Here is a 23724-nt window from a genome sequence, read left to right as displayed (position 1 = left end):
TAACCTGATGATTATTTTGGGGACAGTCCATCTTCTTCTTTTTTCTCTTCACCCTCTAAATGCTTACGCATTTCTTTATACATTTTTTCGGTAGACGTTGAAAAGAGTCTGCTAAAAACGCCTGGATCTCGTTTTTCATGTAAAACCGTTTTATTTGTTGCTTCATGGTCGTTGATTTTTACCAAAAGCTCGCTGGCAGACAACTGGTTTTTTCCTGCCAGCTGGGTATAAAGCTCTTTTAATTTATCAAACTTTTCACGAGTTTTGGTATCTTCTGGTTTTATTTTAGGGATCTTTTCCAGCCTTGCGTATAATTTTTCTAACACGTATTGTTGTTGAGTAGATACACCATGGCACGTATTGGGAGGAGGAGGCAGGATATAAAAACTATCCTTATCAGGCTGACCTGCACGCAATGTACTTTTATAATCCGGATCAATAAAAAAATGGCGAGATACCTTGGTTTTAAAGCCTAAAATCGATTCAAGAATATTAAGCGACGTCGTTCGGCAAGTATTGCTGACATGCAGGCTTTGTGCACCAGTCACAATAGCCGAATCAGCAGAAGATTCTCGATGATATCCTGCACCCTCGAGCGTTTGATATTTTAAAGTGATACTATCTGCCTCCACCCCACTTTCAATGGGTATATAACACTGTATTCTTTCATCCCTTACAGCGTCCCGGATAGCCGGATTAGCAAGCTGCCTTCTCTCAATGTCCCCAATTAATTCCAGAAACTGTTTAAATTGGTTGTAAGTAATAGCATACGCTTTATAATTAACATCTGCCACATGATCATCGCGACGAGTAATGCCTTCATCGGCAAGCCTTGCCATCGTTTGACTAAGAATTGCTTTTCTCGTCATCGTGGCTTGACTTGCAAAATCAGGGTCAATGTCATTTGTCTTCCCAACCCTGGCCAATAATTGCGGTGAACCATCCGCACCAACCACCCCAAGCATGATAAAACTATGTATCCCTTGCTTGGCAATTGAGATAAAAAACTCACTATCCCGTCTAACCGTCAAATCACCAAGCATGTTTCTATCCAATAAAAATCAATCTATTGAATAATTATAGAACATACAGATAATTATTTTATTTATTAATAAATTAACGGATAAATACATAAAACAAAATGCCTTAGCCACTTTTGATGATTGTCAATGGTGCACTCCCAGAAATATTAGCCATCGCCTGTTGTAAGACAGGAACATCCAGCATCAACTCCCCTTTTTTGCTTAGCCAGCCAAGCTCCTTTAATACATGACGCGTTCTTGTCCCACCCTCCTGAAGAGCATGACGCAATATCTCCTCTAAAGAAGCCTGTTTATAATCAATTCTGGGATGCTGAAAAGCATAAAAAAATCCTTGCTTGTCCTTATCAAGAGACGTTTTATACTGCTTGCGAAACGAGGCAAGCAACGCTTCTTCAGAACATGCTCTTTTGGATTTTAATACTCGATCGGGCTCCAGGAGTTCATACTGTGTCGATAAGCGCGAATAAAAATGAGACGCTAATAAGGCGTGCATGTCCGCTGAAGGATGCAAGTCATCATAAAACAGGTATCCTCTGGCAGGAGAAGAACCATCGGATGGGTCATCAAAATCTTCAGAGTCTGTATAAGCAATCGCTCGTTTTTCCGGGTCAAAATAATAGCGTGCTGGATTTTGATAGATGTTTAAGAATTCAGTATTTACATCAAAAACATTCACGATACAATGCGGATAATCACGATTCAATTGCTCACAAGCATTCTGTAATTGTGTGTTGAAATACAAAGAACATTGCCTGGCTTCTTCACGTTCTTTTTCAGATTTTGCCTGAAAGCGAGGGGTTAGCGATAAGTCAGGAAGATTAAATAAAATAAAATGCCGATAACCTGCAGCCATAAGCTTTTTAGCATTTTGAATTCTTGCTGCCATCGCTTTATCCACTTCTTCAAAAGAAGGTTTGGCATTCACAGTAACCAAATCATTGGCTCCCGACCATTCAATCACGAGCGTTTCTGCTTTTTGTTGGTGGGAAATATGATGTTTGTCATCATATTGTAATATCTTTTTTCGCATGTCCGTCAACGCCGATAATATAATGCGGCTGAAAAAACGGGGAATGCTTGAACTCAGTGTCCAACTGTAGTCATGAGACATAAGCCCGCCTTCACAGTAACTTCTTACCCATACCTTGCCGCGATAATTCACAAATCGGTCATCATCGAGGGAGTAACTGTCATAAACTGCTCGCAAAATACGTTTGTCGCGAGCAATGACGGCATCAGCAATATCCTTATCATCCAATTGCCATTTTTTTGTAATCGTTTTATCGTAAAATCACTCGCAATGCTTGCTGTCACATGATCACTCCATACCAAACCATTCGTAAATCGTCCGTCTGGCGAATGCTTATTCAGACCGCTTAGGTACCGCATGGGAATACACCCAAACAAGAAAGTCTTATTTAAGGTTCCTCTGTCAGAAAGACTGTCTCCCATCATAATGATATGTTTAATTTGAACCGGTTCCCTGAATGTTGCAGATAAGTGTTGCGCTCCGAATGCCACCATCAATAACCTCCATTATTATTCATGAGTGTTCAACCATTAAGGTTAGTACAATTTTGGAATTAGCAATGATTTTTTAACATTTAGGTACTATTCGGCTATGGACATGAATTCAATGGTTCAGAATAATGAGCGGCGTGTGCACAAGAAACCTCATAGGCTTCATCTAAAAAATGACGTTCATGGGCAACAGAACGACAAAATCCAGTCGTCATGGCATCAATAGCTTGTTGTTGTTCATATTGAGCATACTCGTTAAATACTTCCACAACGTATTGGGTAGCCATTCTGAATGATGGACTTGAGTACGTTTGGACCCAGTCTTTATAGGGATGGTTGTCAGGCAAGAATGCTCCGGGCATTTGCTCGCCTAATCTGCAATAAATCCAAAAGCAAGGGATACAGCCTGCGATGGCCGTGGCAATGGATGCATGTGTCGCCCCGTCAAGAAGATGCATACGATACGCTTTGATGACCGGCGACTCTCTTCTGGTTGAATGGGCAGAAAAAATAGATAAGGAGAGGGTTTTAAGTATTTTTGCAACAACGTTTGCTCTGTACGTATCATTCTAGTCGCCAGCCGTTCAAATTTATATTGTTGCTCTTTATGAGGTAAACGCTTGGTAATAACCATTAAGGTTTTAGCAAAATGATGAAGATAGATTTGATCTTGCATAACAAAATGTCTAAAAGCTAGCGGGGACAATGTGCCACGATATAAATGGCGATTAAATGGATGAGTATATATTTTTTGTACGTTCGCTTCAGCGACACGCAGCATGTGTTGCAAGATGGGCACGTAAATCTTCCAAAAAATAAAAATGATCAATTGGGCCATGGCCATGACCAATATGCCTATGACTTCCCGATGCAAGCGCATTAGCAAGATAGTGTTTTGCAAATCCAATCGCCGTTTCCAACGGCTCTTCCTGAGCTAGGAAGGAAGCGATGGCAGCGGATAAACTGCAGCCAGTTCCATGCGTATTTTTAGTAACAATGCGTTTGGCATGAAACCATGTCATGGTTCGTGTTTTGATGGAATAAAGCACATCAGAAGCTTGTAAAGAATTTAAATGACCTCCCTTAAGTAAGACATTAACGCCATATGCTTCTGCCATTGTTTTTGCAGCATCAGCCATGTCCTCCCTGGTTGTAATCGCAGCATTCAATATCTTTTCTGCCTCAAACAAGTTTGGAGTAAGTAGATGAACGTTTGGAAAAAGTCTGTCTTTAAGATAAGCAAGAGTTTCTATTTTAAGCAGCGGCGAGCCATTTTTTGCCACCATCACCGGATCGAGTACCACATGCTTGGGTTTGTAAACCTGGAGAGACTGAGTGACCACATCAATGACGTCTATGTTGTATAACATGCCAATTTTCACACTAATAATATTCAAATCCTGACAAACTGAATCAAGTTGCTGCCGAATAAAAGAAGCCGGCACGTCTAAAATGGCCTGCACGCCTTGGGTATTTTGCGCAACAAGCGCAGTAATGACAGAAGCCGCATAGCTACCGGTTGCTGAAATCGCTTTAATATCTGCCTGGATTCCAGCACCACCCGAAGGATCAGTTCCGGCAATGGTCAGTACACAAGGATGATTTTTTTTATTCATTACTGTTTCCTTGAGAATATTGATACAACGCATCCAGAAAATGCATTTTAAAAGAACCAGGGCCTTGCGCTTTATCAGCAGCCAACCGGCCACAAGCACCATAAAATCGTGTAGCCGCTTGTGCCGCCATATAATAATCGTTATGAACTGCACAAAAAGCTGCAATAATCGCGGTAAACAAGCAGCCTGTACCGGTCACATATGGCATGATTTCCGAGCCACCATGAATGCAAATTGACTGCGTCTGACTAACAATCACATCCGTTTCCCCACTGATTGCAATCACGGCCTGGCTTAATGAGGCAAGCCGTTGCGCTGCTGCAATGGCTTCTATGGCAGCCCTGGAACTGTCCACACCATTCGTTCTGACGTTTGAGTCGACCAATGCCATGATTTCACTGGCATTCCCACGAATCACTGCAATGGCATTAGAATCCAGCAACTGCCAGCAAGCATTGGTACGAAGAGAGCTCGCCCCTGCACCCACCGGGTCAAGAATAATTGGGACGGAAAACTGATTGGCAAGTTTGCATGCTTGGTGAGCTAAAGAAATAAAGTCCGTATTTAATGTTCCAATATTAATCACAACTGCCTTGGAACATTGCAATAAAGATTCAAGCTCTTCTTCCGCAAAGCTCATTACTGGTGCAGCGCCGATACACAATAAACCATTGGCGACTAATTCAATGGAGACATAGTTTGTCAAATTCAAAATCAAGGGATTTTGTGCTCTGATTTGGGCAATAATTGCCTTATCTTGGCTCATGATGTTCATCAATAACTCTCCTTAATGCGCTTGCCGCTTGTTGATAATCTCTTGCCTGATGGACAGCACTTACCACGGCTACCCCATAGGCACCTTGCTCAAGAACAGATTGCAAGTTAGACGTATTAATTCCCCCTATTGCAACCACTGGATGCCTTGAAGCATTTACCAATGTTTTTAAACCTTCCAAGTGCCAGACGGTTTTACAATCCGTTTTAGTTAGGCTTGGGAAGACTGCGCTGGCAGCAATATAATCAAGGCAATCCAATGTATTGGCATAATCCAAGTCTGAAAATGACTCTACGGATAATCCAATGAGCTTCTTTGGTCCTAAATACTCGCGCGCAAAGATGGGAGAAGCATCACTCTGCCCCAAATGGACACCCTCCGCATCAACGTCATACGCCAACTTAACGGAATCATTGACGATGAGAGGTACCGATAAAGGTTGTAAAATCGATTTAAGAATGCGAGCCCGGTGGTATAAATCAGAGGAAGAACTATTTTTGTCGCGTAATTGTATGGAGGTTACCCCACCGCTTACTGCTTGCTGAATAAGCTTAAGATAACTTGAAAATGAACAACCATGAATATGTGTTACCAAACACAATTTGAGTGTGGATATCATCACTCTCCCTCCGCAGGCATTATCCAGTGCAGGTTATAAGGGTGTTTCTCAGCCCTGATTAATTTCAGAGCACCCCTGGTGAATTTTTTTTACATACTAACGAGACATGATGAAGGAGTCAACGATTCTCCATGGATTTTTCTCCTACATGACAAAAACTCGCACATTGAACGAGAAAAACAAATTAAGGGATGGTCACAAAAAAAGAAGCATGCTCTGATTAATGCATTGAATCCTGCATGGAACGATTTGTATCTATCACTACTTTAAAAGTTATGCCATCGCAGGGAGATCCCTCGCTACGCTCGGGATGACGTGAAGAGCCATGCATCCGCTTCTTGCTCCAATCTGCCTGTTGGGCAAAAATTGACATCATCATTCTATCTCGTGTATGCTAGCAATCTATTATTTTCAACAGGTATTCCTCCAATGCGCAAATAATTTTCCATTTTTTTGTTTTGGCATAAAAAGCGGAGATTATTCATGCGTGATTTACCTCAGATTTTTCTTAATCATTTGTCTTATTCCATCCCTGGTACCAGCGTTGGATTTCAAGACGTGTCATTTGCTTTTAAGCAAAGACGATATGGTATTGTCGGCGATAATGGAACAGGAAAAACAACCTTATTAAAATTAATTGCCCAATGCATGCTACCACAACATGGTACCGTAAAAAGTACTGGACGCATTGCCTATTGTCCTCAGCAATATAAACCGGCTCACCCCAAAGAACAGATATCTGAGCTGTTAGGCATTGCAGATAAACTGCAAGCCCTCCATCGCATTCAGCAGGGCCAAATCTCTGAAAAAGACTTGCTTCTCCTTGCAGACAACTGGGACATTCATGCCAAAGTAGCCCAGGCATTCGCCACTATTGGTTTAGATGAGTTGGATTTAGCACGTCCTGTCTTAAGTTTAAGCGGTGGAGAAACAACCAAATGCTTATTGGCTCGTGTCATGCTTACGAATGCAGATTTTATTTTATTGGATGAACCTACTAACAACCTGGACAGGTTGTCACGAAAAAAACTGTCTGTCTGGATAAAACAGGCCAAACAAGGGTTTTTAATTGTAGGTCACGATCGTCATTTGCTTGACACCATGGATGAAATTATTGAAATAACCCCAATTAGCGTCAATCATTATGGGGGCAATTATTCGTTTTATCAGCAACAAAAACAAATTCATCAGGGCGCTTTAGAGCAACAATTACAAGAAGCCAAACATCAAATTCATACAACACAATGCAGCATTCAACGTTCCCTAGAAAAACTCGAGCAACGCCGAAAACAAGGAAAAACATTAAAGCATCAAGGCAAAATTGATAAATTAATGGCAAATTCCATGCGAGGCCGAAGCGAACGAACACAATCCCGACATGCCACGCAAGCCGATAAAATGCTGCAACAGGCAAAAGCAAACATGGCGATGGTCCGTTCCCAAATTGAAGTTAAAGAACCCATTCGGGTCAACCTTGAAGCAACGCAAGTGCCTAATGGTAAAATAGTGCTTCGTATTAATGCGCTAAATTATGCCTTTCCCGGGCAACCTGACTTATTTTGTGATTTTCATTTACTCATCACGGGTCCTGAGCGTGTGGCAATAGCAGGCAACAATGGCACAGGAAAAACAACATTAATTCAATTGATCTTGGGTCATCTCAAAGATTATCAGGGAGAGATTCATCTTGGCGTTTCACCAGTGTGTTATTTGGATCAACAAGTGCATTTTCTTAAATCTAATCTTTCTCTGGTTGAGAATTTACAAATATGCAATCCTGACATGCAAATTCAAGAAGCTTATGCCGCTCTGGCTTCCTTTAATTTTAGAAATAAAGATGCTGAAAAAACCGTTTGTCATCTTAGTGGTGGCGAGCGCTTACGTGCAGGCCTAGCTATCCGTCTTTTATCCAAAATACCACCGCAATTAATGATTCTAGATGAACCGACGAACCATTTGGATATACGAAGTATTGAGGCCATTGAACAAATGTTACGTCGCTATGAAGGGGCGTTGGTCGTGGTTTCCCATGATCAAGCGTTTTTAAACAACTTAGGAATACATCGAACCATTATTCTGGAGAAATACGATGGCTAATAATCACCATGCTCCGCAATCATTAACTATTTGGGGATTTTTATGGACCATCATTAAACCCTATCGTTGGTGGTACGTGTTGATGCTTCAAGCTCCATTAGTCACCGCACTCTATGTATTTGCAAATAACTATTCATTGAAATTGCTGATTGACGCTTTTTCCATGGAGTCAATCATTGATTATCATCATTTAATTTACCCTATTGTTTTATTCATTACTGCCCAGATTGTTTTGGACTTGTCATGGCGAGTAAGCAACATTGCTGAGTGGAAAGCGGAACCGTTCGCGCGACGCCGCTTATTATTAAAAACGTATGATTACATTCAATACCATTCCTATACTTATTTTCAAAATAATCAAAGTGGCACTGTCATTAGCAAACTAAAAGGTATTCTTGATGGATATGACAGTGTGTTTGACAACATTCACCACATCATTGGCAAGAATTTTTGTGTGGTCATTCTCTCTATTTTGGTCTTATGGTTAATCAATACGACGGTTTTTCTTTTTATGCTAGCCTGGTGTATTCTTGTGGTCTCCGTTCTTTATCCCATGGCTTTGCGATTAAATCAGTTATCTAATGAGGTTGCTGAAAGCAAACACCATGTTATTGGATTATTATCCGACAACATTACTAATATCTTTTCTTTATTTTATTTTGCAACTCGTAAAATCGAGCTTAAACGTGCTGACTCTTTCATGTCAAAAGACTACGTACCACGTCAAATCAGCATGTATCGTTATGATTTTGTTTTTAATTTTGTCGGCAGCATCTTGTATTGGATCATGCTGATTTCTGTTTTTTTATTCATGATTCATTTACGTACAAACGCTTCTATTTCAACTGGAGATTTCGTTTTTGTCATGCTAACTGCCATTGCCATTTCTTTTGAACTATGGGGATTTATTTCCGCAATGTGTAAATTTATGAAAGACATAGGCGATTTCAAATCCTCTTTTTCAGTATTAACTACACCACATACAGTCATTGATCGCCCCGACGCCATAGATCTTCATGAAATTCAAGGAGCTATTGAATTTAAAAACCTATTTTTTGCCTATGAAGGCGGAAAACCGATATTCACCGATTTAAATTTGACCATCAGAGCAGGTGAAAAAATCGGACTTATTGGTCATTCTGGTGCTGGAAAGTCCACACTTATTTCCTTATTGCTTAAAAATTTCCAGCCATCCTCAGGCAACATTTTAATCGACGGCCAGGATATTGATGCCATCACCTCAGATTCATTAAGAAAACAAATTTCACTCATTCCGCAAGACATCATGCTTTTTCATCGCTCCATTGCGGAAAACATTGGCTATGCCAAAGAAACAGCCTCTTTACAAGACATTAAAAAAGCCGCCAAAATGGCCAATATCGATGAATACATTGACTCTTTACCCGATGGCTATCATACCTTGGTAGGGGAACGCGGCATAAAGCTGTCCGGTGGCCAAAGACAGCGTATTGCCATTGCTCGTGCCATTTTAAAACATGCCCCTATTATCATTCTTGATGAAGCAACCTCCAGTCTTGATACCGCCACAGAACAACAAATTCAACAATCGCTGAACTTAATACTGGAAGAAAATAAGACCACCGTTATCGCCATTGCCCATCGTTTATCCACCATTCGTCATATGGATCGCATTGTGGTGATGGAAGAAGGACACATTGTTGAAGAAGGCAGTTTTAATCAACTGATGAACAAGAAAAATGGTTACTTCCGGCAATTATGGGACAATCAGGTGAATGGCATGGTTTTGTAACCGTTGCATTAATACGTCACATATTCGTAACAATAGTTTGTAAACAATGTGTGGAATCCAATTTTTTTATATAAATGAAACCCCATACCAGATGCTTCTAGAAAGCAATATCGTGCATTCAATTCTTTTGCCCGTTTTAAGGCGGCAAAAACAAGCGCGCTGGCATAACCCGCACGCTGATGAAACGGCATCGTTGCAAGGTCATCAATACGTGCTTTATTGCCACACAATGATAAGGATAAGGAACAAACCACTTCCTTACCCAAAAAACCGGAGAAATGATAAAGCTTTTTTCCTAACGCAACTGCCTCTTGGTGTCTGATTGCATAAGGACTTGTTATTTCTGGCGTTGATTCAAATCCATAAATCAACGGTATGGACCATTCTTCCAAATTTCCTTGTATTTCTTTAATTTCTAATGGCGTTTCTTGTGAAGGAAATTGAATGTCCTCCAGCATGATGGCCATTGCCATGCCATTGTCTCCATTTAACACAAAATGATATCGGGACAACATGCTTTCAACGTCTTTATTATAATAATATTCAGGTAATATTAATGCCCAAGGTAACTGTTTTTCAGCATAGAAATCACGGCATGACAGTAAATTCTCTGCAAATTCTGCATCTATCTGTTGCACAATGGCTGGATTTAGACCTGGCGCTTGTATGCCTGTAGCGAAAGCAATTAAATTACCATAATCAACCTGCTCAAGGCTCACCATACTAAAGAAATTTTTTTCCATTGTATGAAACGCATCCACTAAATAAGGCATACCTTTGTCTCTATCATGTTCCAAAATGATAATTTTTCTTTAATTTTAAAGTACTTCTGTTTCCGTATACAAAACTTTAATCACTTGTTTTCAAAAAACGCCTGCACGATAATAAATCAGCTGAGATAAACCGACCATCCCGCTTTGCTGTATTTTTAATATATTATTCTGTGTATGACGCAAAAAAAGTCTGCCCTATAGGAACTATTATTAAATTCTATTAAATATAGAACTGGTAAAGTCATAAAAACATGCTAGAATTAAAACTCCTATATTAGAGAATAAACAACATGTCAGAAAAAGTACGCGGTACCGTAAAATGGTTTAATGAGAGTAAAGGCTTTGGATTTATTGAAAGTGAAGGCAAAGATTATTTTGTTCATTTCAGTGCTATTCAAGGCAGTGGCTTTAAAACTTTAGCTGAAGGAGCTTCTGTTTTATTCAAAGCTGCTAAAGGTCAAAAAGGCCCACAAGCTGAAGAAGTAGAAATTGCCTAAATTCAGTGATTTTTTCTTCATTATCCTATAGAGCGCCATCAGTTTGCATATCTGGATTGATGGCGACGCCTGTCCCAATGTCATAAAAGAAATTTTATTTCGTGCAGCCGTTCGCACAAAAACCAATCTCATCATCGTTGCCAATCATCCTGTTAAAATTCCTCCTTCTTCCTTAATAAAAAATGGGTAGTTGCCAGTGGCATAGATGTTGCTGATGACACTATTGCCAATCATGTAGCCAAGCATGATCTGGTGATAACAGCAGATATACCTTTTGCCAAGACAGTCATTGATAAGGGGGCAAGCGTGTTAAATCCAAGAGGAGATCTATATACTGCAAATAATATTCATCAGATTCTTGCCATGCGCAATTTGAACGAATCCCTGCGAAGTTGTGGCCTCATCAACGGTGGTGCTGCAAAAATCAGCCCAAAGGAAATACAAAATTTTTCCAATCATTTGGATAAAATTCTAAACAAGCACCTTAAGAACGGAACTTGTTAACTCCATAGGGAGCGTCTAAATTTACAATTAGACTACTTTCCAAAACGGACTTGGCATGCATGACGCGTCTCTACAGTTTTTAAATCCTGATACCTCTTTTTCTACTATGCTTTATTTCACCTTGATTGGACTACCCATCATCCTTATTTGGATGTATTCGGTCACAACTATTTTCTGACTAAGCATACTATGAATTCAAATATTCAAGACCTAGCATGGCAATTTTTTAGAGAAAAAGTGGAATTTTTAAAACAACCCGATTCCTATTATGAGGATAACTCCATCATTGATACCATTGAAACTCATCTGTCATCGGTATTTCTTACCGACAGGCACGCTTATAAAATTAAAAAACCTGTAGCATTTTCTTTTCTTAACTTCAGTCATATAGCAAGCCGTTTTTTAAATTGCCAGAAGGAACTTGAATTAAATCGACAATTAGCACCTGATGTCTATTTGGATGTTGTTCCTATGATTCAAAGCCGCCCACACCATTTTTATCCTATTGGCTGGACGCAAAAAGGGAAAATTGTTGATTGGCTGGTAAAAATGCGTCAATTTCCCAGGGAGAAAACACTTGATAATGCCATACTGAGAAATAAAATCGACCGCACGTTACTTACAAAGGCCGCCCATACATTAATAAATTTTTATCAAGACGCCAAACCTCTTGCATTATCTCCCTATGAATACAAACACCAATTGTGTCAGAGCATTGATGAAAATCATCAATCATTAAGTAAGCCGGAATATCAATTTAATCAAGCGGTCATTCGAGAAATACATGAAGCACAGATGCATCAACTGAATGTATTGTCAGACTATCTTACTCAACGAGTGCTCCAAGGCCGCATCATCGAATGTCATGGTGATTTGCGGCCTGAGCATATTTGTCTAATATCCCCTCCGGTTTTTATTGATCGCCTTGAATTTAATATCCGTTTACGGATTATGGATGCAGTGGCCGAATTATCGTATTTATCCCTTGAATGTGAGCTACTGGGTAAACCTGAAATTGGCGAGTTTTTTTTAAAAATTTACCAACAAGAATTTGATGATATCCCCGATCCAAAACTTGTTGAATTTTATAAAAGTTACAAGGCATGCCTTAGGGCAAGAATTTCAGCATGGCATCTTGACGATGCGCAAATTATAAATCAGGAAAAATGGCACAAGAAAGCCAACGCTTATTTAAACTTGGCAACAAACATTCTCAATTAAGTGACCTCATTTTATCCCAATAGAAAACCTATTTTTTATGATGGGATCATAACAAAATGACAAAATATTAGTCACTCTATCAAGACGTTTATTGATCAAAATGGTAGGCTCTTACCCTACTCCATCTTCCTGATATTTCTGTAATAATTCAACCACTGATCCATTATCGTGCATGATTTTTACTGCCTGTGCAAATAATCGCGAAGCATCCAGCATCACCACTTTTTCCTGCAATAATGGTTTAGCCAACCGATATGGCAAAACCGTGTTGGTCACCACAATTCTTTCAAGTCTTGAATCGGCAAGCGTTTGATTCGCTTTATCCAAAAATACACCATGAGTAGCACATGCCATAATGCGTTTGGCACCCTCACGATGCAGCGCCGCTGTTGCCAGGCTAATGGTTGTACCGGAACTTATCATGTCATCTATAATGATGGTCGTACGATTTTTAACTTCACCAATAATCACGCCTCCGCCACTAACCTCACCGGCGCTTCTTTTTTATCCAAAAATGCTTTACCAACCTCTCGGTGCAAAAGCTCACTTAGCGTCTCGCGAAACTGCTCCGCTCTTTTTGCTCCTCCAACATCAGGTGACACCACGGTTACTTCTTCATCCTGAATGAGGTTAGCAAAATAGGGAGCAAATAATAGTCTGGCTTCTAAATGCTCTGTTGGTATACGAAATGCATTTTGGAAAGCAGCGAGATTATGAACATCCATGGTCACAACATTATCAGCCCCTGCCGTTTCCAACAATCGCGCAACATATTTCATGGTCACCGGATCCCTGGATTTGGTTTTACGATCTTTACGGGCATAAGCCAAATAAGGAATAAGCACAATGACCTCACGGACCGACGCATCCTTCAAAGCACTAATAAAAAAAGCAACCGACAAAGTTTGTCATTTACACTTTGCTTGTGATCACTAAACAACGATTGCAATAAAAAACCCTTTGGCCTCTCACACTTTCCAGAGAACGTGCCTTATGCTCCCCATCTTCAAAATCTCGCTCTTCATGGCGGGCAAGCCGAATATTTTTAATGTGCGAAACCAAGTGATTTCCCCATTCCTTTGAAGCATTCAATGCAAAAAGCATAATATCCATATTCTTTTCACCATCCCTTGATTTATTTTTCTTGTTCAATAGCGACGATGATACCTTAATTTCATAGGTACTGTTTACTAGCGATCCCTCACTACGCTCGGGAGGACATAATGAGTAATAATTGATTGACTGTTTGTAAAACTCACTCCTTTATCCGCAAGTTTATGTTTTATTTCCTTATAATCCTCTTTATTTAAAGGCTGAGTGGCGTCTTCTATCAACCAACATTTGAAACCCTCAGTTAAAGCATCTTGAATGCTAAAATAAACACAAATGTCTGCTGCAAGACCACAAAAATACAACTGGCCTATCTTTTTATCATGAAGGTACCCTGTCAACCCGGTACTTTTACGATGGCCGTTATCATAAAAACTGCTATAACTGTCTATGTCAGGATCGGTGCCTTTACGGAAAATAGCCTCAATTGGCCGAATATCAAGCTCAGGATAAAACTCCGCTCCCTGGGTGCCTTGAATACAGTGATCAGGCCAAAGTATCTGTTTCATCCCATGCAAAACGATTTGCTCAAATGGTTTTTACCAGGATGATTTGAGGCAAAGCTTGAATGGTTTGCAGGATGCCAATCTTGCGTCGCCAGCACCAAATCAAAATAGTTTTGAATGCGGTTAATGACAGGAACAATGAGATGGCCATCTGGAACCTCCAGAGACCCATTTTTATAAAATCATTCTGGACATCAATGATAACAAGAGCTCTCATAATCTATCCTTTATGGATATGAATCAATTGATCACGAATCGTTTTTAATTGCTCACTGATTCCAATTTTATAAACACTTGGATCGTCAAAACGTTTAAATTCTTTAGGTAATAATTTTAGTCGATCTTGACTAAAATGAGCGATTTCTTTAAGTGATTTAGGCTTTTCCGTGCGTTTTCCATTTTTTACGACCTGCTTCAATAAAGGTTCCTGTTTAAGATTTTTGAGTACTATAGGATTAAAATGATTAAAAGGACAATACATGCGTGTCATATCTTCTTCATCATCTAAAGAGATCACATCAGCCCCCCAAAATATATCATCCTTAAGAATTCGATGTACTTGTTTCTTACCTGGAATGGTAACTTTACTTATATTTTCTGAGAGCTTAATTCTTGGTTTATCATCTGCAAAAACCAGCTTATAAACACCATCTAATGCGCCGTCTGGTTGTCCTATGACCAGGTTTGTACCAACACCAAACACATCAATGGGCGCTTTTTGTTCCAGCAATTGTTTAATTACAAATTCGTCCAGTTGATTGGACGCAGCAATTTTAACATAATGCATCCCTGCTTCATCTAGTAATTGTCGAGACTGCTTAGCAAGTAACGCCAAATCACCGCTATCCAAACGAATGCCTCTAAGCCGGTGTCCTTTAGCTTCCAACTCCTTACCAATTTTAATTGCATTAGGCACACCGCTCTTTAAAGTATCATAAGTATCCACTAATAAAACACACTCATCCGGCCATACTTGCGAAAAATCATGAAATGCAGAATATTCATCATCATAACTTTGAATAAAAGCATGAGACATCGTACCAGACACAGGAATACCATAGTCACGACCTGCCACTACATTACTGGTCGCATCAAAGCCACCAATAAAAGCCGCACGAGTCGCATAGTATCCTCCGGCACCCTGCGCTCGCCGTAATCCAAAATCAATTAATTGACGTTGCCCAGCTACCTGACGCATGCGATTTGCTTTAGTTGCAATCAGGGTTTGAAAATTTAAAATATTTAATACCAACGTTTCAATCATTTGAGCTTCAAGAATATTTGCTTCAATGATGATAACTGGCCGAGTCGGAAAAACCACATCCCCTTCCTGAGAAGCATAAATATTCCCATGAAAACGAAATTGTTTAAGATATTCAATAAATTCCGGCGCAAATTGTTGTTGTTTTAAAAATTGTAAGTCTTCATCATTAAATTTGAGATGTTCTAAAGCAGTCAATAAATCTTCTAAACCAGCAAATATAGCGTAGCCACCATCAAAAGGAAGTTTTCGAAAAAAATAATCAAAAACCGCTGAATGATTTGCTCGTCCCTTGAAAAAGTAAGTCTGTGCCATGGTAAGCTGATATTGATCAGTATAAGTTCCTGTAAATGTGAGCATAACTATATGGATTCTCTAAAAACATTAATGACCGTTACTATAGCCGACATTGCATCCCTTTTTCATCATGACCGGCAATTATAAAAGTTCAACATTGAATTATCACCAAACATATCCTTTAATTTCCAGAACAAGGTGACAACACACTTACTGCAAATAATGTAGAACTGCTTCAGCCTGTCATGGTGCCGGCCGTTCCATGAGCAGACATCAAGCCAAGAAAAAATGGCGAGAGAAAGACATCATTGATGAGTTGGTTAGTCAGGCATATACATTAGAAATACTTCTTATCGCGGCGTTGCCGAAGCCCCCCAATGCTTATAAAAACATCCATGCTGTGGTTGTGAATAAGGTTATTTCATTGATGGGACAAATCATTGCGCAAAACCTAGTCTCGCAGAAGGTTAGACATAAGGCCTACTGATCTGCACGCAAAAAAATCTGAGTATAGTAAGCCCAGCCTTGCTTACTGTGCGCAATTCCTATACCAGTTAAATTGTAATGGCCTTGAATGTTTCTACGGTGACCTGGGCTTGCTATCCAGGCATCCACAAGTTTTTTAGCATCCAGCTTGTAATAAGCCACATTTTCAGCACCTCCACGGCAATTTTTTATTTCCTTATACAATCGCTGGATGCGGGCATCAAAATGTTGGTGTCCAAATGGGATAGATTTATTTGCCATATCTTGACTATGTTTCTTGGCTTCAAGTGACATAACGGAATTCATCTGCAATGGAGATAAATGATGTTTTAACCGATACTCATTAATATACTGCAATATCAATGTCTGATAATAAGCATCAGACGTCGCCTGCTCGTTGGGATGAATAGCTAAACTGACTGGCGAAAACACAAGACATGGTATAATAAATAAACTCAATACTATACGAATCATACAATAGCGCATTTTTAAATTCATGTTGCGCAATATTATATCATTTAAAAAGGATTATGAAGCATCCATTTGCTCTTATTACATCATTCTCAACGTCATAGGAATGACGCAATAATTGCATGGGGTTATATAATGATTCTGTGTATAACTGCAATTTTATACTGAGCATATTGCAGCAACCGCAGACGCTCCTACATTCACAAGATATACGCTCGTACCTGGCTCTGCACTGACTGAAATTTGATCGTTATTTTTACCGTAAGAAACGTGGCTTGCCCTTGAGATAAACTCTTGCCATTCACCTTACCTTTATTGTTTAAAACACTGACTCGAATTTTACTTTTGTATTATCATTCTGAACATTGCAAGTCGCATTTAAAGTCCAGGCATAATGATTAGTTAAAGACTTAGACTCCTTGGGAGCAAGCTTAATCATTTTTTGTGCATATGCATGTACAGTAAATAAACAAACCAAAATAAAAACAGCGCCACGAAAATAACTTGACATATCACTCCTCACTTGGGACAACCTTGGATCTTTATATTTTTTAACAAATATGTATAAATTATATACATTAATTCTTAACATTTTATTAGGGATGTCTCATGGTTTCATTAAAAATCTGTTTCAGGAATTTCGTGCATAGACTGATCTCCTATTTTATGCACCAAGGAAATCGTTGCTTAAGTGTTATAAAATATTACGGAGGATAGGTAATTTCCGAAAATAATTGGCCAGTAAAAACGTTAAAGGGATGGCCAAAAGACAGGTTAGCACCCATCCAATAATCCCATCATACCCCAGCCATTGATATTCATAATAAGACACCGGTACGATAATCAACGGATGAATCAAATAAACGGTGAAAGATAATTTGGCTAAGGTCTGAAACACTGGATTTGTGTTATTAAAGTAAGCCTTACTTAAAGCCAATAAACTGATAATCAAACCAAACGCAGAAAAAGCTTCCCATTGTGCCCATAAGAAAGCATACCCATTAGCCCCACCTATCACTGCCGTTATTAAATGATGCTCCAAGACATATTGAAGGTAAAAACCAATAAACCCTATGCTGACCAATGCACTGATGTACCACGGCTTAGCAAACGCTGAATTAACTTTATAGAGCCAATCATTGCGAGCGGCAATAATGCCTGCCACAAACAAAAAAGATACATAGGATAATAACCGAATTGAAAACCATGCCAATGAGTACCGATTGGCCAGTAAAATCTTACCAAAAACGTGATGCATCCCATCAAAAAACTTATCAAAATAATCAACCCTTGTGAAGGTAAGCGTAAGTTTAATTTTGGTGGATAAAAATTGATGTATCGATACATGGAATACAAGAAATTAAAGACAAATAACGTGACAATAAACCAAGTAGGACCAAAAGAAAAAGTATAATGCAACGCCTGGTGATCAAAAAATGAAGCCATTGCCACCACCAAGGGAGAAAAACAAAAAGAATATTAACGCCGGAATGATTAAGCGTAGACACTTATCTTTTAGAAAAAAATTCGACCTTTTTTATCAAAAGATAGGGGGGTAAAAAATGCTGAAATAAAAAGAAAAACCCCATGAAAAAAGATTGATTGATAGCTAGAAAAAATGTTAACCAATAAGAAGAAGCGGAGGATGACCGTTGCGGGACAATATAATACCACCCTCCTAAGCCTCCAAAGGCAATGTCCACATGATGAGCCAATACCAGAATAATAAGCGCCCATTTAAGATGGTCAAGGTAATTCAATCGAGCCATAATAATAAAAAATTTTAACGGTCTTTATAACCCATCACCGCCAATATGCATGGCCCATTGGCTATAACGTTGATATTATTTTCCACGCATTCGTTCATTGCTTTTTCGCTTTCTGCTCCAGGCTGCATCCATATATTTTTTATGCCTTTCGCAATAGCCTGCTCAACTATTTTTTCAGTGATGGCAGGAGGTGTCACCATTGAAATGCTATAAACATCATCGGGTAAATTGTTGATGGTTTGTACACATGGTACTCCTTCAATCATTGTTTCTTTCGGATGAACTGGAATCACTTTTTTATGATGCTGTAAATAACAACGCAACACTTTGTTACCATATTTTTCACGATTGGTTGATGCTCCAACGACTGCATAACCCTTGGAAGTAAAAAACTGTTTTATTTTATCATCCATGATCTTCTCCTAGTGACCAAGCGCCATGCCTTGTTGTTGAGAGCGCTCAAAATCTAGGTCTTCTTTTGCTTTTTTCAGTACAGGGATATTCAAATCCAGGTTACCCGCTGCATCTATCCATTTTAATTCGGTGATGACTGCATGTGTACGATGCCCCCCACCATATAATGCATGCGCCAATATTTCTTTAAGACTTGCTTGTCTGAAATTGATATGACTACGTCTGAAACTGCCAAAAAAACCGGATTGTTCCGCCTGCAATTTACTTTCATATTTTCGAATAAAAGATGCCCTCAGCGCCTCTTCGCTGATGTCTAACTCTTCCTTTTCCAGTGTTTCTTCCTGCGGTTCTGAAAAATGGAATTCTTGACTGTATTTTTCGTAAAAACGCTCAGCTAATAACGCATGCAGATCAGCCGTTGGATGAACATCATCCCAAAACATATATCCTGTGGCTGGTGAAGTACGGTCAGGATTGATTTTAAAATCCTCTGACTCCGTGTATGGTGTTCTAAGTTTTGCTGGATCAAAACCATGCTCTTCAGGATGTTGATAAATCTCGGTAAATAAAGAGCCTACATCAAACACTTCCACCGAACAATGAGGATAGGTTTCTGCCAACTCCTTACATGCTTTGGCTAATTGTTCGTTAAAATACAAAGAGCATGCATGAGCATTATCACGCTCTTCCTGGCTTTTAGCCTGATATCGTGGAGTCAACGAAAGATCAGGAAGATTAAATAAGACAAAATGACGATAGCCGTTTTTAATCATCTGTTCTGCATTGATGATGCGATCTTTAATAGCGCGATCAACTTCTTCTTTTGATGGGTGAGCATTCACCGTAATTAAATCATTTGCTCCAGACCACTCAAGCACAAGAGTTTCTGCTTTATGCTTTCTTGACAATTCATGGTCTCGATCATACGCCAGTAATTTATCACGCATCGTTGCCAGCTTAGATAAAATGATTCGGCTTACAAATCGGCTCACACTGGTGCTGGGCATCCAACTGTAATCATGAGCGGTCAACCCACCTTCATCATAATTACGGACAAGATCACGTCCCTGATAACGAACAAAACGGTCATCGTTTAAAAAATAGGAATACTTGGCCAATTTTCTTATACGCGGATCATCTGCCAAAATTTCATCGGCAATTTCAGAAGGCTTCAACGCATCCGCAGGCGTTTTACGACGAGAATCCGAATGAGTAATGATATCATCGGCAATATCCGTAGCATCACGCTCTTCTCGATGCTCTCCCGTTTCTTGATCGCGTTCTTCCGCTTCCTCGATTAAAAATTCATCCGCGATCATTGCACTGATAAAATCACTCCAGGCCAATCCATTTGTAAAACGGCCTAACGGAGAATGTTTGCTTAACCCACTCAAAGATGCCATGGGAATACAGCCCAACAAATAACGATGGTCTAACGTACCCCTATCAGAAAGACTATCGCCCATCATAATAAAATGAGAAATTTTTTTAGCTTTCATGATTCCCGTCATATATAATTGTTAATAATTTGCACATTATATCCTATTTTAAATATCCTGTAATTAGAAACTAACTGAATTCATCGCCAATTAACTTCTTGATAAAGTCTCTATATGACGCTGCTGTTCAACAACACCCGCGACACGTCCAAGCATCTCTGTCAATAAATCGGTGATATCATCGATGGTTATGATGCCAACCAATTCCCCTTGTTTCCCAATGACCGGTAATCGACGAATGCCTTTAATCCGCATCAAATCAAGAGCGTCGTACAAACTGTCTTCCTCTCCTATGGTTAACAGCGGCCCCGTAATCAAATCCCGGACAACCAGATCTTCAGGGGAAATTTTAGGGACCATGACTTCTATCACCAGATCTCTATCTGTAATAATTCCAATGGGCTTACGAAAATCATCGTGTTTTTCCACTAAAATCACATTCCCTACATGATGTTTACGCATCAGCTTGGCTGCAGTCATGACCGATTCGTCACTATAAATGACGATAACTTCACGATTACAAAATTCGCCTACCTTCATACCATCCCCCCAACAATTGATTGACGGCTAAAATCATCATAGTACAGAATGGATGAATAACAACTGAAGACCATCAATCATGGATTATCTGACTTTTTTTACTCCTTTGCGCGGATTTATTGGGGGTATTTTAATTGGACTTAGTGCTGTCTTGTTTTTATGGTTAAACGGCCGTATTGCAGGCATGAGTGGTTTGATTCATGGCCTTTGTCCTCCCAAAAAATTGTTCGAATTCTGGCGTTTGACTTTTTTATTAGGATTAATCACGGGAGGCTTGAGCTTTTATCTATTGCTCGCAGTTCAATTTACATTACGAAGTCATTATCCAGTTTATCTGTTGCTTTTAGGGGGTTTTTGTGTTGGTTTTGGTACAAGAATGGGGCAAGGTTGTACATCTGGACACGGTGTATGTGGCATTGCAAGATTTTCAAAACGCTCCATTGTTGCCACATTCACGTTCATTATTTCGGCCATGATAACCGTTTTTATACTTAGACATATCCTTGGAGTGTACTGAATGTATTCCTTGATGGCGTTTTTATGCGGTTTAATTTTTGGTTTAGGCCTAACGGTCTCAAATATGATTAACCCTAATAAGGTCTTAAATTTTTTAGACGTATTTGGAAATTGGGATCCCACCTTATTGGTGGTCATGGCGGCCGCTTTGCTGATTACCGTACCTGGATATCAATTCATTTTAAAACTAAATAAACCGATGTTTGATAAACAATTTTATATGCCTAAAAAAATAAACATTGAGAAACATCTAATAATTGGCAGTATGATTTTCGGCATTGGCTGGGGTTTATCTGGTTATTGTCCTGGCCCAGGTATTGCGGCTTTATCCACCTGGGCGGTGGATCCTCTTTATTTTGTCATTGGGCTACTGATAGGCTCTCTGACTTTTTTCGGATTTTTTAAGCAATAAATAACATTCAAAAAAGCATAGCAAGCATTGCGACCACAGATTCATGGTTTGGATACAAAAGAATTTCCTTTAATATAAAATCTTAATAATCTTCTTGCCCAGTGTTTAGCGTAAGAAACTCCAATTCTTGGTTTTTTGACGATAGTAATGCTTGGCTCATCGCGCATTGCAGCAATAAAAAAATCATCGCTTAATAAATCATGACCATTTAATTTTTTATTAATATCCATCGCTTTGCACAATAACCCAGGACCCTGAGTACGGCTATCGATGTTAACCACAGGCTCAAGTGCACGCAATAACACTGCACATCCATTCCCTTCCTCTTCAGTCACCACATTCATACAATAATGAAGACCGTAAATTAAATAAACATAAGCATAACCTGGAGGGCCAAACATGACCTGAGTACGCTTCGTAATCCCTTTTGCCGAATGAGCTGCCAAATCATGGCTACCAAGATAGGCTTCTACCTCTACAATTCGGCCAATACGTATTAAGTGTCCTGTTTGATGCACTAATAATTTGCCAAGTAATCCTTGAGCAACCAATACGGTATCTCTGTTATAAAATTCGCGATTCAGTTTTTGCATCATGAACACATTGATGTTGAAAAAAAATATTGCAGATAATTTTGTTAAGGTATGCTTTTGTTTCAGCGCCCAAATGACCACTATTTTACCTGGATAAAATAGGGTACGCTTATTAAATATCAATCTTATTCGTAACTCCCCACGTCATCCCGAGTGCAGCGAGGGATCTGCCTGCAGTGGCACAATTTTTAAAGTAGCGATGGATACAAATCGTTCCATTCAGGATTCAATGCATTAATCAAATCATGCTTCTTTTTTCGAGACCACCCTTTGATTTGTTTTTCTCGCTCAATAGTCATGACGATGCCTGAACAAACTTCAAAATAAACCAGCCGATCCACATTGTATTTTTGGGTAAATCCAGCCACCAGTTTATTTTTGTGTTCATAAACACGGCGTATCAAATCATTGGTAACACCGGTATACAAAACATTATTGTGTTTATTGGTCAGAAGGTAAACGCAAGACTCCGTATGCATATACTATTCCTTGCTCTGTTGGACTGTATTGTTATCTCAGATTCCTGATAACACAGGGATAGTACCAGAAAATATAGATTGGATGGAACTGATAATGCTTAATCCTTGTTTATGGATCGTACTGATAAATCCTCGGATACGAGCAAATTGTTCAGCGCCTTGAGCGGTCCGAAAACCACCGGATATTTTTTGTTTGCATTTCATCATTCGTAAATCACGCTCAGCATCATTATTGGTAAATGGAACTGCCAGATCATGAAGAAACCGTAAAACGTCTTGTTTGTAATGAAATAAACGCCACAAGAGGTTGTGACCTGTCCGTCGAGGTTGTCGACCCTGTTTGCCTTTGCATGGCAATGGCGGCAGCGTTTCATGATACGCCAGCCCATCTCGAATAATCTTCTTGTAGATGTTGGTCAACCGCTTGATGCGAGCAACAGGTATTGCATGATGTGCATTAAAATGACGACAGCGAAGAGCAACACGTAATAGTCGGGTCATAGCCTGTGCCCATGGTTCTTTGTCATGCTCGGTTATTGCTTTTAATTCACGCAAGTGATGCTGGTTGCATAGGGCATGCTCCACACCTCCCAAATTGTAATAACTTTTCCAGTGATCATGAATGACGGTACCTGAAAGGCCATCCAGTAATGATTTTCGTTTTGGAGATATGTGATAATAAGTTGCCGTTTTAGTCGATGCCACATGCAACCATTGTGTTTTTCCGGCCACACGAAACCCTGTTTCATCCAGGTTTTTTACGGCAGCAGTTTTGACTGCAGACAATACCGATTCTTCAAATGATGCCAATGTATCAAAGGCAATCCGGTTATATCCAGTCCGTGTTGCAGTAGCCAGTTGAATTCCGTACAGGTCATAAAACAACTGTTGCAGCCTGTCTTCTGGAATAAAATGCTGATATTGATAATACACG

At 39.5% G+C, this 23724-nt stretch carries 28 protein-coding genes, 2 pseudogenes and 1 riboswitch; of the genes and pseudogenes, 8 read left to right on the top strand and 22 right to left on the bottom strand.

The genetic code is table 11. The features are described from left to right. Window positions 1–11 precede the first annotated feature (11 nt). From LOA_RS06640 to thiE, 7 genes are all read right to left on the bottom strand, one after another. Window positions 12–1043 carry a hypothetical protein gene (locus LOA_RS06640; protein WP_025385652.1) on the bottom strand — a complete coding sequence of 344 codons (1032 nt, stop codon included), beginning with the start codon at window positions 1041–1043 and terminating at the stop codon, window positions 12–14. Between the two features lie 103 nt (window positions 1044–1146). Beyond that, on the bottom strand, window positions 1147–2301 hold the full coding sequence (locus LOA_RS06635; RefSeq protein ID WP_148294879.1) for an SGNH/GDSL hydrolase family protein: 1155 nt from the start codon (window positions 2299–2301) through the stop codon (window positions 1147–1149). A 361-nt stretch (window positions 2302–2662) separates the two neighbouring features. Next, complete coding sequence (locus LOA_RS15820; RefSeq protein WP_081726636.1) at window positions 2663–3022, bottom strand: thiaminase II/PqqC family protein; 360 nt, start codon at window positions 3020–3022, stop codon at window positions 2663–2665. Then, window positions 2935–3363, bottom strand: coding sequence for a thiaminase II/PqqC family protein (locus tag LOA_RS15815; RefSeq protein WP_158423030.1), 429 nt, complete (start codon window positions 3361–3363; stop codon window positions 2935–2937). Before LOA_RS15815 ends, LOA_RS15820 begins: the two co-directional genes overlap by 88 nt. Beyond that, window positions 3329–4180 (bottom strand): bifunctional hydroxymethylpyrimidine kinase/phosphomethylpyrimidine kinase, encoded by an 852-nt coding sequence (gene thiD, locus LOA_RS06620; RefSeq protein ID WP_025385649.1) that lies wholly within the window; start codon window positions 4178–4180, stop codon window positions 3329–3331. Before thiD ends, LOA_RS15815 begins: the two co-directional genes overlap by 35 nt. Beyond that, window positions 4173–4955: a hydroxyethylthiazole kinase gene (gene thiM, locus LOA_RS06615; RefSeq protein WP_081724966.1), complete on the bottom strand. Its 783-nt coding sequence runs from the start codon at window positions 4953–4955 to the stop codon at window positions 4173–4175. The genes thiD and thiM overlap by 8 nt, the downstream gene beginning before the upstream one ends. Then, a complete protein-coding gene (thiE, locus tag LOA_RS06610; RefSeq protein WP_025385647.1) occupies window positions 4933–5574 on the bottom strand; it encodes a thiamine phosphate synthase in 642 nt (213 codons plus the stop codon). The genes thiM and thiE overlap by 23 nt, the downstream gene beginning before the upstream one ends. Then, window positions 5562–5661: riboswitch (TPP riboswitch) on the bottom strand. Its footprint overlaps the gene before it by 13 nt. A gap of 396 nt (window positions 5662–6057) precedes the next feature. On the opposite strand from thiE, the gene abc-f reads away from it, so the two are divergent. Further along, on the top strand, window positions 6058–7671 hold the full coding sequence (gene abc-f / locus LOA_RS06605; protein WP_025385646.1) for a ribosomal protection-like ABC-F family protein: 1614 nt from the start codon (window positions 6058–6060) through the stop codon (window positions 7669–7671). Further along, window positions 7664–9442: an ABC transporter ATP-binding protein gene (locus tag LOA_RS06600; RefSeq protein WP_051398963.1), complete on the top strand. Its 1779-nt coding sequence runs from the start codon at window positions 7664–7666 to the stop codon at window positions 9440–9442. The genes abc-f and LOA_RS06600 overlap by 8 nt, the downstream gene beginning before the upstream one ends. Before the next feature lie 8 nt (window positions 9443–9450). On the opposite strand, the gene LOA_RS06595 is transcribed toward LOA_RS06600, so the two are convergent. Next, window positions 9451–10215: a GNAT family N-acetyltransferase gene (locus tag LOA_RS06595; protein WP_025385644.1), complete on the bottom strand. Its 765-nt coding sequence runs from the start codon at window positions 10213–10215 to the stop codon at window positions 9451–9453. 290 nt (window positions 10216–10505) lie between these two features. Here LOA_RS06595 and LOA_RS06590 point away from each other — a divergent pair, with 290 nt between their 5' ends. From LOA_RS06590 to LOA_RS06580, 3 genes and pseudogenes are all read left to right on the top strand, one after another. Further along, complete coding sequence (locus LOA_RS06590; protein ID WP_025385643.1) at window positions 10506–10712, top strand: cold-shock protein; 207 nt, start codon at window positions 10506–10508, stop codon at window positions 10710–10712. A 43-nt stretch (window positions 10713–10755) separates the two neighbouring features. Further along, a pseudogene (locus LOA_RS06585) lies at window positions 10756–11216 on the top strand (YaiI/YqxD family protein). 189 nt (window positions 11217–11405) lie between these two features. Then, window positions 11406–12437, top strand: a complete 1032-nt coding sequence (locus LOA_RS06580; protein WP_025385642.1) for a hypothetical protein — start codon at window positions 11406–11408, stop codon at window positions 12435–12437. Window positions 12438–12548: 111 nt separating this feature from the next. On the opposite strand, the gene LOA_RS14910 is transcribed toward LOA_RS06580, so the two are convergent. The 6 genes from LOA_RS14910 to LOA_RS06565 form a co-directional block, all read right to left on the bottom strand. Continuing rightward, window positions 12549–12908: a phosphoribosyltransferase family protein gene (locus LOA_RS14910; protein WP_202961902.1), complete on the bottom strand. Its 360-nt coding sequence runs from the start codon at window positions 12906–12908 to the stop codon at window positions 12549–12551. Next, a complete protein-coding gene (gene prs / locus LOA_RS14905) occupies window positions 12905–13339 on the bottom strand; it encodes a ribose-phosphate diphosphokinase (protein ID WP_202961901.1) in 435 nt (144 codons plus the stop codon). The genes LOA_RS14910 and prs overlap by 4 nt, the downstream gene beginning before the upstream one ends. Window positions 13340–13349: 10 nt before the next feature. Continuing rightward, window positions 13350–13550, bottom strand: a complete 201-nt coding sequence (locus LOA_RS15810) for a ribose-phosphate pyrophosphokinase-like domain-containing protein (RefSeq protein WP_202961900.1) — start codon at window positions 13548–13550, stop codon at window positions 13350–13352. A gap of 77 nt (window positions 13551–13627) precedes the next feature. Beyond that, window positions 13628–14056 (bottom strand): isochorismatase family protein, encoded by a 429-nt coding sequence (locus LOA_RS06570; RefSeq protein ID WP_238551357.1) that lies wholly within the window; start codon window positions 14054–14056, stop codon window positions 13628–13630. A gap of 19 nt (window positions 14057–14075) precedes the next feature. After that, a complete protein-coding gene (locus LOA_RS15805) occupies window positions 14076–14204 on the bottom strand; it encodes a hypothetical protein (RefSeq protein WP_274544671.1) in 129 nt (42 codons plus the stop codon). 69 nt (window positions 14205–14273) lie between these two features. Beyond that, the gene (locus LOA_RS06565) at window positions 14274–15674 is read right to left on the bottom strand and encodes a nicotinate phosphoribosyltransferase (RefSeq protein ID WP_025385641.1); all 1401 of its coding nucleotides are present in this window, start codon (window positions 15672–15674) and stop codon (window positions 14274–14276) included. Between the two features lie 181 nt (window positions 15675–15855). On the opposite strand from LOA_RS06565, the pseudogene LOA_RS06560 reads away from it, so the two are divergent. After that, window positions 15856–16098 (top strand): annotated as a pseudogene (locus tag LOA_RS06560) (RtcB family protein); the annotation flags it as partial. Here LOA_RS06560 and LOA_RS06555 read toward each other — a convergent pair. The 5 genes from LOA_RS06555 to LOA_RS06525 form a co-directional block, all read right to left on the bottom strand. Further along, window positions 16092–16571: a CAP domain-containing protein gene (locus LOA_RS06555; RefSeq protein WP_237758087.1), complete on the bottom strand. Its 480-nt coding sequence runs from the start codon at window positions 16569–16571 to the stop codon at window positions 16092–16094. The pseudogene LOA_RS06560 and the gene LOA_RS06555 overlap by 7 nt on opposite strands. A gap of 691 nt (window positions 16572–17262) precedes the next feature. Next, window positions 17263–17826, bottom strand: coding sequence for an acyltransferase family protein (locus tag LOA_RS06545; protein WP_025385638.1), 564 nt, complete (start codon window positions 17824–17826; stop codon window positions 17263–17265). Window positions 17827–18351: 525 nt separating this feature from the next. After that, complete coding sequence (locus LOA_RS06535) at window positions 18352–18753, bottom strand: CoA-binding protein (protein ID WP_025385636.1); 402 nt, start codon at window positions 18751–18753, stop codon at window positions 18352–18354. Window positions 18754–18759: 6 nt separating this feature from the next. Then, window positions 18760–20250: an SGNH/GDSL hydrolase family protein gene (locus LOA_RS06530; RefSeq protein WP_035894056.1), complete on the bottom strand. Its 1491-nt coding sequence runs from the start codon at window positions 20248–20250 to the stop codon at window positions 18760–18762. A gap of 90 nt (window positions 20251–20340) precedes the next feature. Then, window positions 20341–20790, bottom strand: a complete 450-nt coding sequence (locus tag LOA_RS06525) for a CBS domain-containing protein (protein ID WP_025385634.1) — start codon at window positions 20788–20790, stop codon at window positions 20341–20343. Between the two features lie 79 nt (window positions 20791–20869). Between LOA_RS06525 and LOA_RS06520 the strand changes: the two genes are divergently transcribed. Next, entirely contained in the window at window positions 20870–21307 is a 438-nt protein-coding gene (locus tag LOA_RS06520) for a YeeE/YedE family protein (protein WP_025385633.1), read from the top strand. Then, entirely contained in the window at window positions 21308–21718 is a 411-nt protein-coding gene (locus tag LOA_RS06515; RefSeq protein ID WP_035894026.1) for a DUF6691 family protein, read from the top strand. A 41-nt stretch (window positions 21719–21759) separates the two neighbouring features. On the opposite strand, the gene LOA_RS06510 is transcribed toward LOA_RS06515, so the two are convergent. The 3 genes from LOA_RS06510 to tnpC form a co-directional block, all read right to left on the bottom strand. Next, complete coding sequence (locus LOA_RS06510; protein WP_025385632.1) at window positions 21760–22311, bottom strand: DNA-3-methyladenine glycosylase; 552 nt, start codon at window positions 22309–22311, stop codon at window positions 21760–21762. 188 nt (window positions 22312–22499) lie between these two features. After that, complete coding sequence (locus tag LOA_RS06505) at window positions 22500–22790, bottom strand: GIY-YIG nuclease family protein (protein WP_025385575.1); 291 nt, start codon at window positions 22788–22790, stop codon at window positions 22500–22502. 36 nt (window positions 22791–22826) lie between these two features. Next, on the bottom strand, window positions 22827–23723 hold the full coding sequence (gene tnpC / locus LOA_RS06500; protein WP_052335901.1) for an IS66 family transposase: 897 nt from the start codon (window positions 23721–23723) through the stop codon (window positions 22827–22829). Window position 23724: the final 1 nt, after the last annotated feature.

Source organism: Legionella oakridgensis ATCC 33761 = DSM 21215 (genome assembly GCF_000512355.1).
GTDB lineage: Bacteria > Pseudomonadota > Gammaproteobacteria > Legionellales > Legionellaceae > Legionella_A > Legionella_A oakridgensis.
The sequence above is the reverse complement of the archived record's forward strand: the minus strand, read 5'-3'. Positions and strand labels throughout refer to the sequence as shown.

Excerpts from the sequence above, each read along its gene's own strand:
- LOA_RS06640 (WP_025385652.1), bottom strand. The coding sequence starts at position 1,043 with ATGCTTGGTGATTTGACGGTTAGACGGGATAGTGAGTTTTTTATCTCA.
- LOA_RS15820 (WP_081726636.1), bottom strand. The coding sequence starts at position 3,022 with ATGCATCTTCTTGACGGGGCGACACATGCATCCATTGCCACGGCCATC.
- thiD (WP_025385649.1), bottom strand. The coding sequence starts at position 4,180 with ATGAATAAAAAAAATCATCCTTGTGTACTGACCATTGCCGGAACTGAT.
- thiM (WP_081724966.1), bottom strand. The coding sequence starts at position 4,955 with ATGAACATCATGAGCCAAGATAAGGCAATTATTGCCCAAATCAGAGCA.
- thiE (WP_025385647.1), bottom strand. The coding sequence starts at position 5,574 with ATGATATCCACACTCAAATTGTGTTTGGTAACACATATTCATGGTTGT.
- abc-f (WP_025385646.1), top strand. The coding sequence starts at position 6,058 with ATGCGTGATTTACCTCAGATTTTTCTTAATCATTTGTCTTATTCCATC.
- LOA_RS06600 (WP_051398963.1), top strand. The coding sequence starts at position 7,664 with ATGGCTAATAATCACCATGCTCCGCAATCATTAACTATTTGGGGATTT.
- LOA_RS06595 (WP_025385644.1), bottom strand. The coding sequence starts at position 10,215 with ATGCCTTATTTAGTGGATGCGTTTCATACAATGGAAAAAAATTTCTTT.
- LOA_RS06590 (WP_025385643.1), top strand. The coding sequence starts at position 10,506 with ATGTCAGAAAAAGTACGCGGTACCGTAAAATGGTTTAATGAGAGTAAA.
- LOA_RS06580 (WP_025385642.1), top strand. The coding sequence starts at position 11,406 with ATGAATTCAAATATTCAAGACCTAGCATGGCAATTTTTTAGAGAAAAA.
- LOA_RS15810 (WP_202961900.1), bottom strand. The coding sequence starts at position 13,550 with ATGGATATTATGCTTTTTGCATTGAATGCTTCAAAGGAATGGGGAAAT.
- LOA_RS06570 (WP_238551357.1), bottom strand. The coding sequence starts at position 14,056 with ATGAAACAGATACTTTGGCCTGATCACTGTATTCAAGGCACCCAGGGA.
- LOA_RS15805 (WP_274544671.1), bottom strand. The coding sequence starts at position 14,204 with ATGGCCATCTCATTGTTCCTGTCATTAACCGCATTCAAAACTATTTTG.
- LOA_RS06565 (WP_025385641.1), bottom strand. The coding sequence starts at position 15,674 with ATGCTCACATTTACAGGAACTTATACTGATCAATATCAGCTTACCATG.
- LOA_RS06555 (WP_237758087.1), bottom strand. The coding sequence starts at position 16,571 with ATGATTCGTATAGTATTGAGTTTATTTATTATACCATGTCTTGTGTTT.
- LOA_RS06545 (WP_025385638.1), bottom strand. The coding sequence starts at position 17,826 with ATGCATCACGTTTTTGGTAAGATTTTACTGGCCAATCGGTACTCATTG.
- LOA_RS06530 (WP_035894056.1), bottom strand. The coding sequence starts at position 20,250 with ATGAAAGCTAAAAAAATTTCTCATTTTATTATGATGGGCGATAGTCTT.
- LOA_RS06525 (WP_025385634.1), bottom strand. The coding sequence starts at position 20,790 with ATGAAGGTAGGCGAATTTTGTAATCGTGAAGTTATCGTCATTTATAGT.
- LOA_RS06520 (WP_025385633.1), top strand. The coding sequence starts at position 20,870 with ATGGATTATCTGACTTTTTTTACTCCTTTGCGCGGATTTATTGGGGGT.
- LOA_RS06515 (WP_035894026.1), top strand. The coding sequence starts at position 21,308 with ATGTATTCCTTGATGGCGTTTTTATGCGGTTTAATTTTTGGTTTAGGC.
- LOA_RS06510 (WP_025385632.1), bottom strand. The coding sequence starts at position 22,311 with ATGCAAAAACTGAATCGCGAATTTTATAACAGAGATACCGTATTGGTT.
- LOA_RS06505 (WP_025385575.1), bottom strand. The coding sequence starts at position 22,790 with ATGCATACGGAGTCTTGCGTTTACCTTCTGACCAATAAACACAATAAT.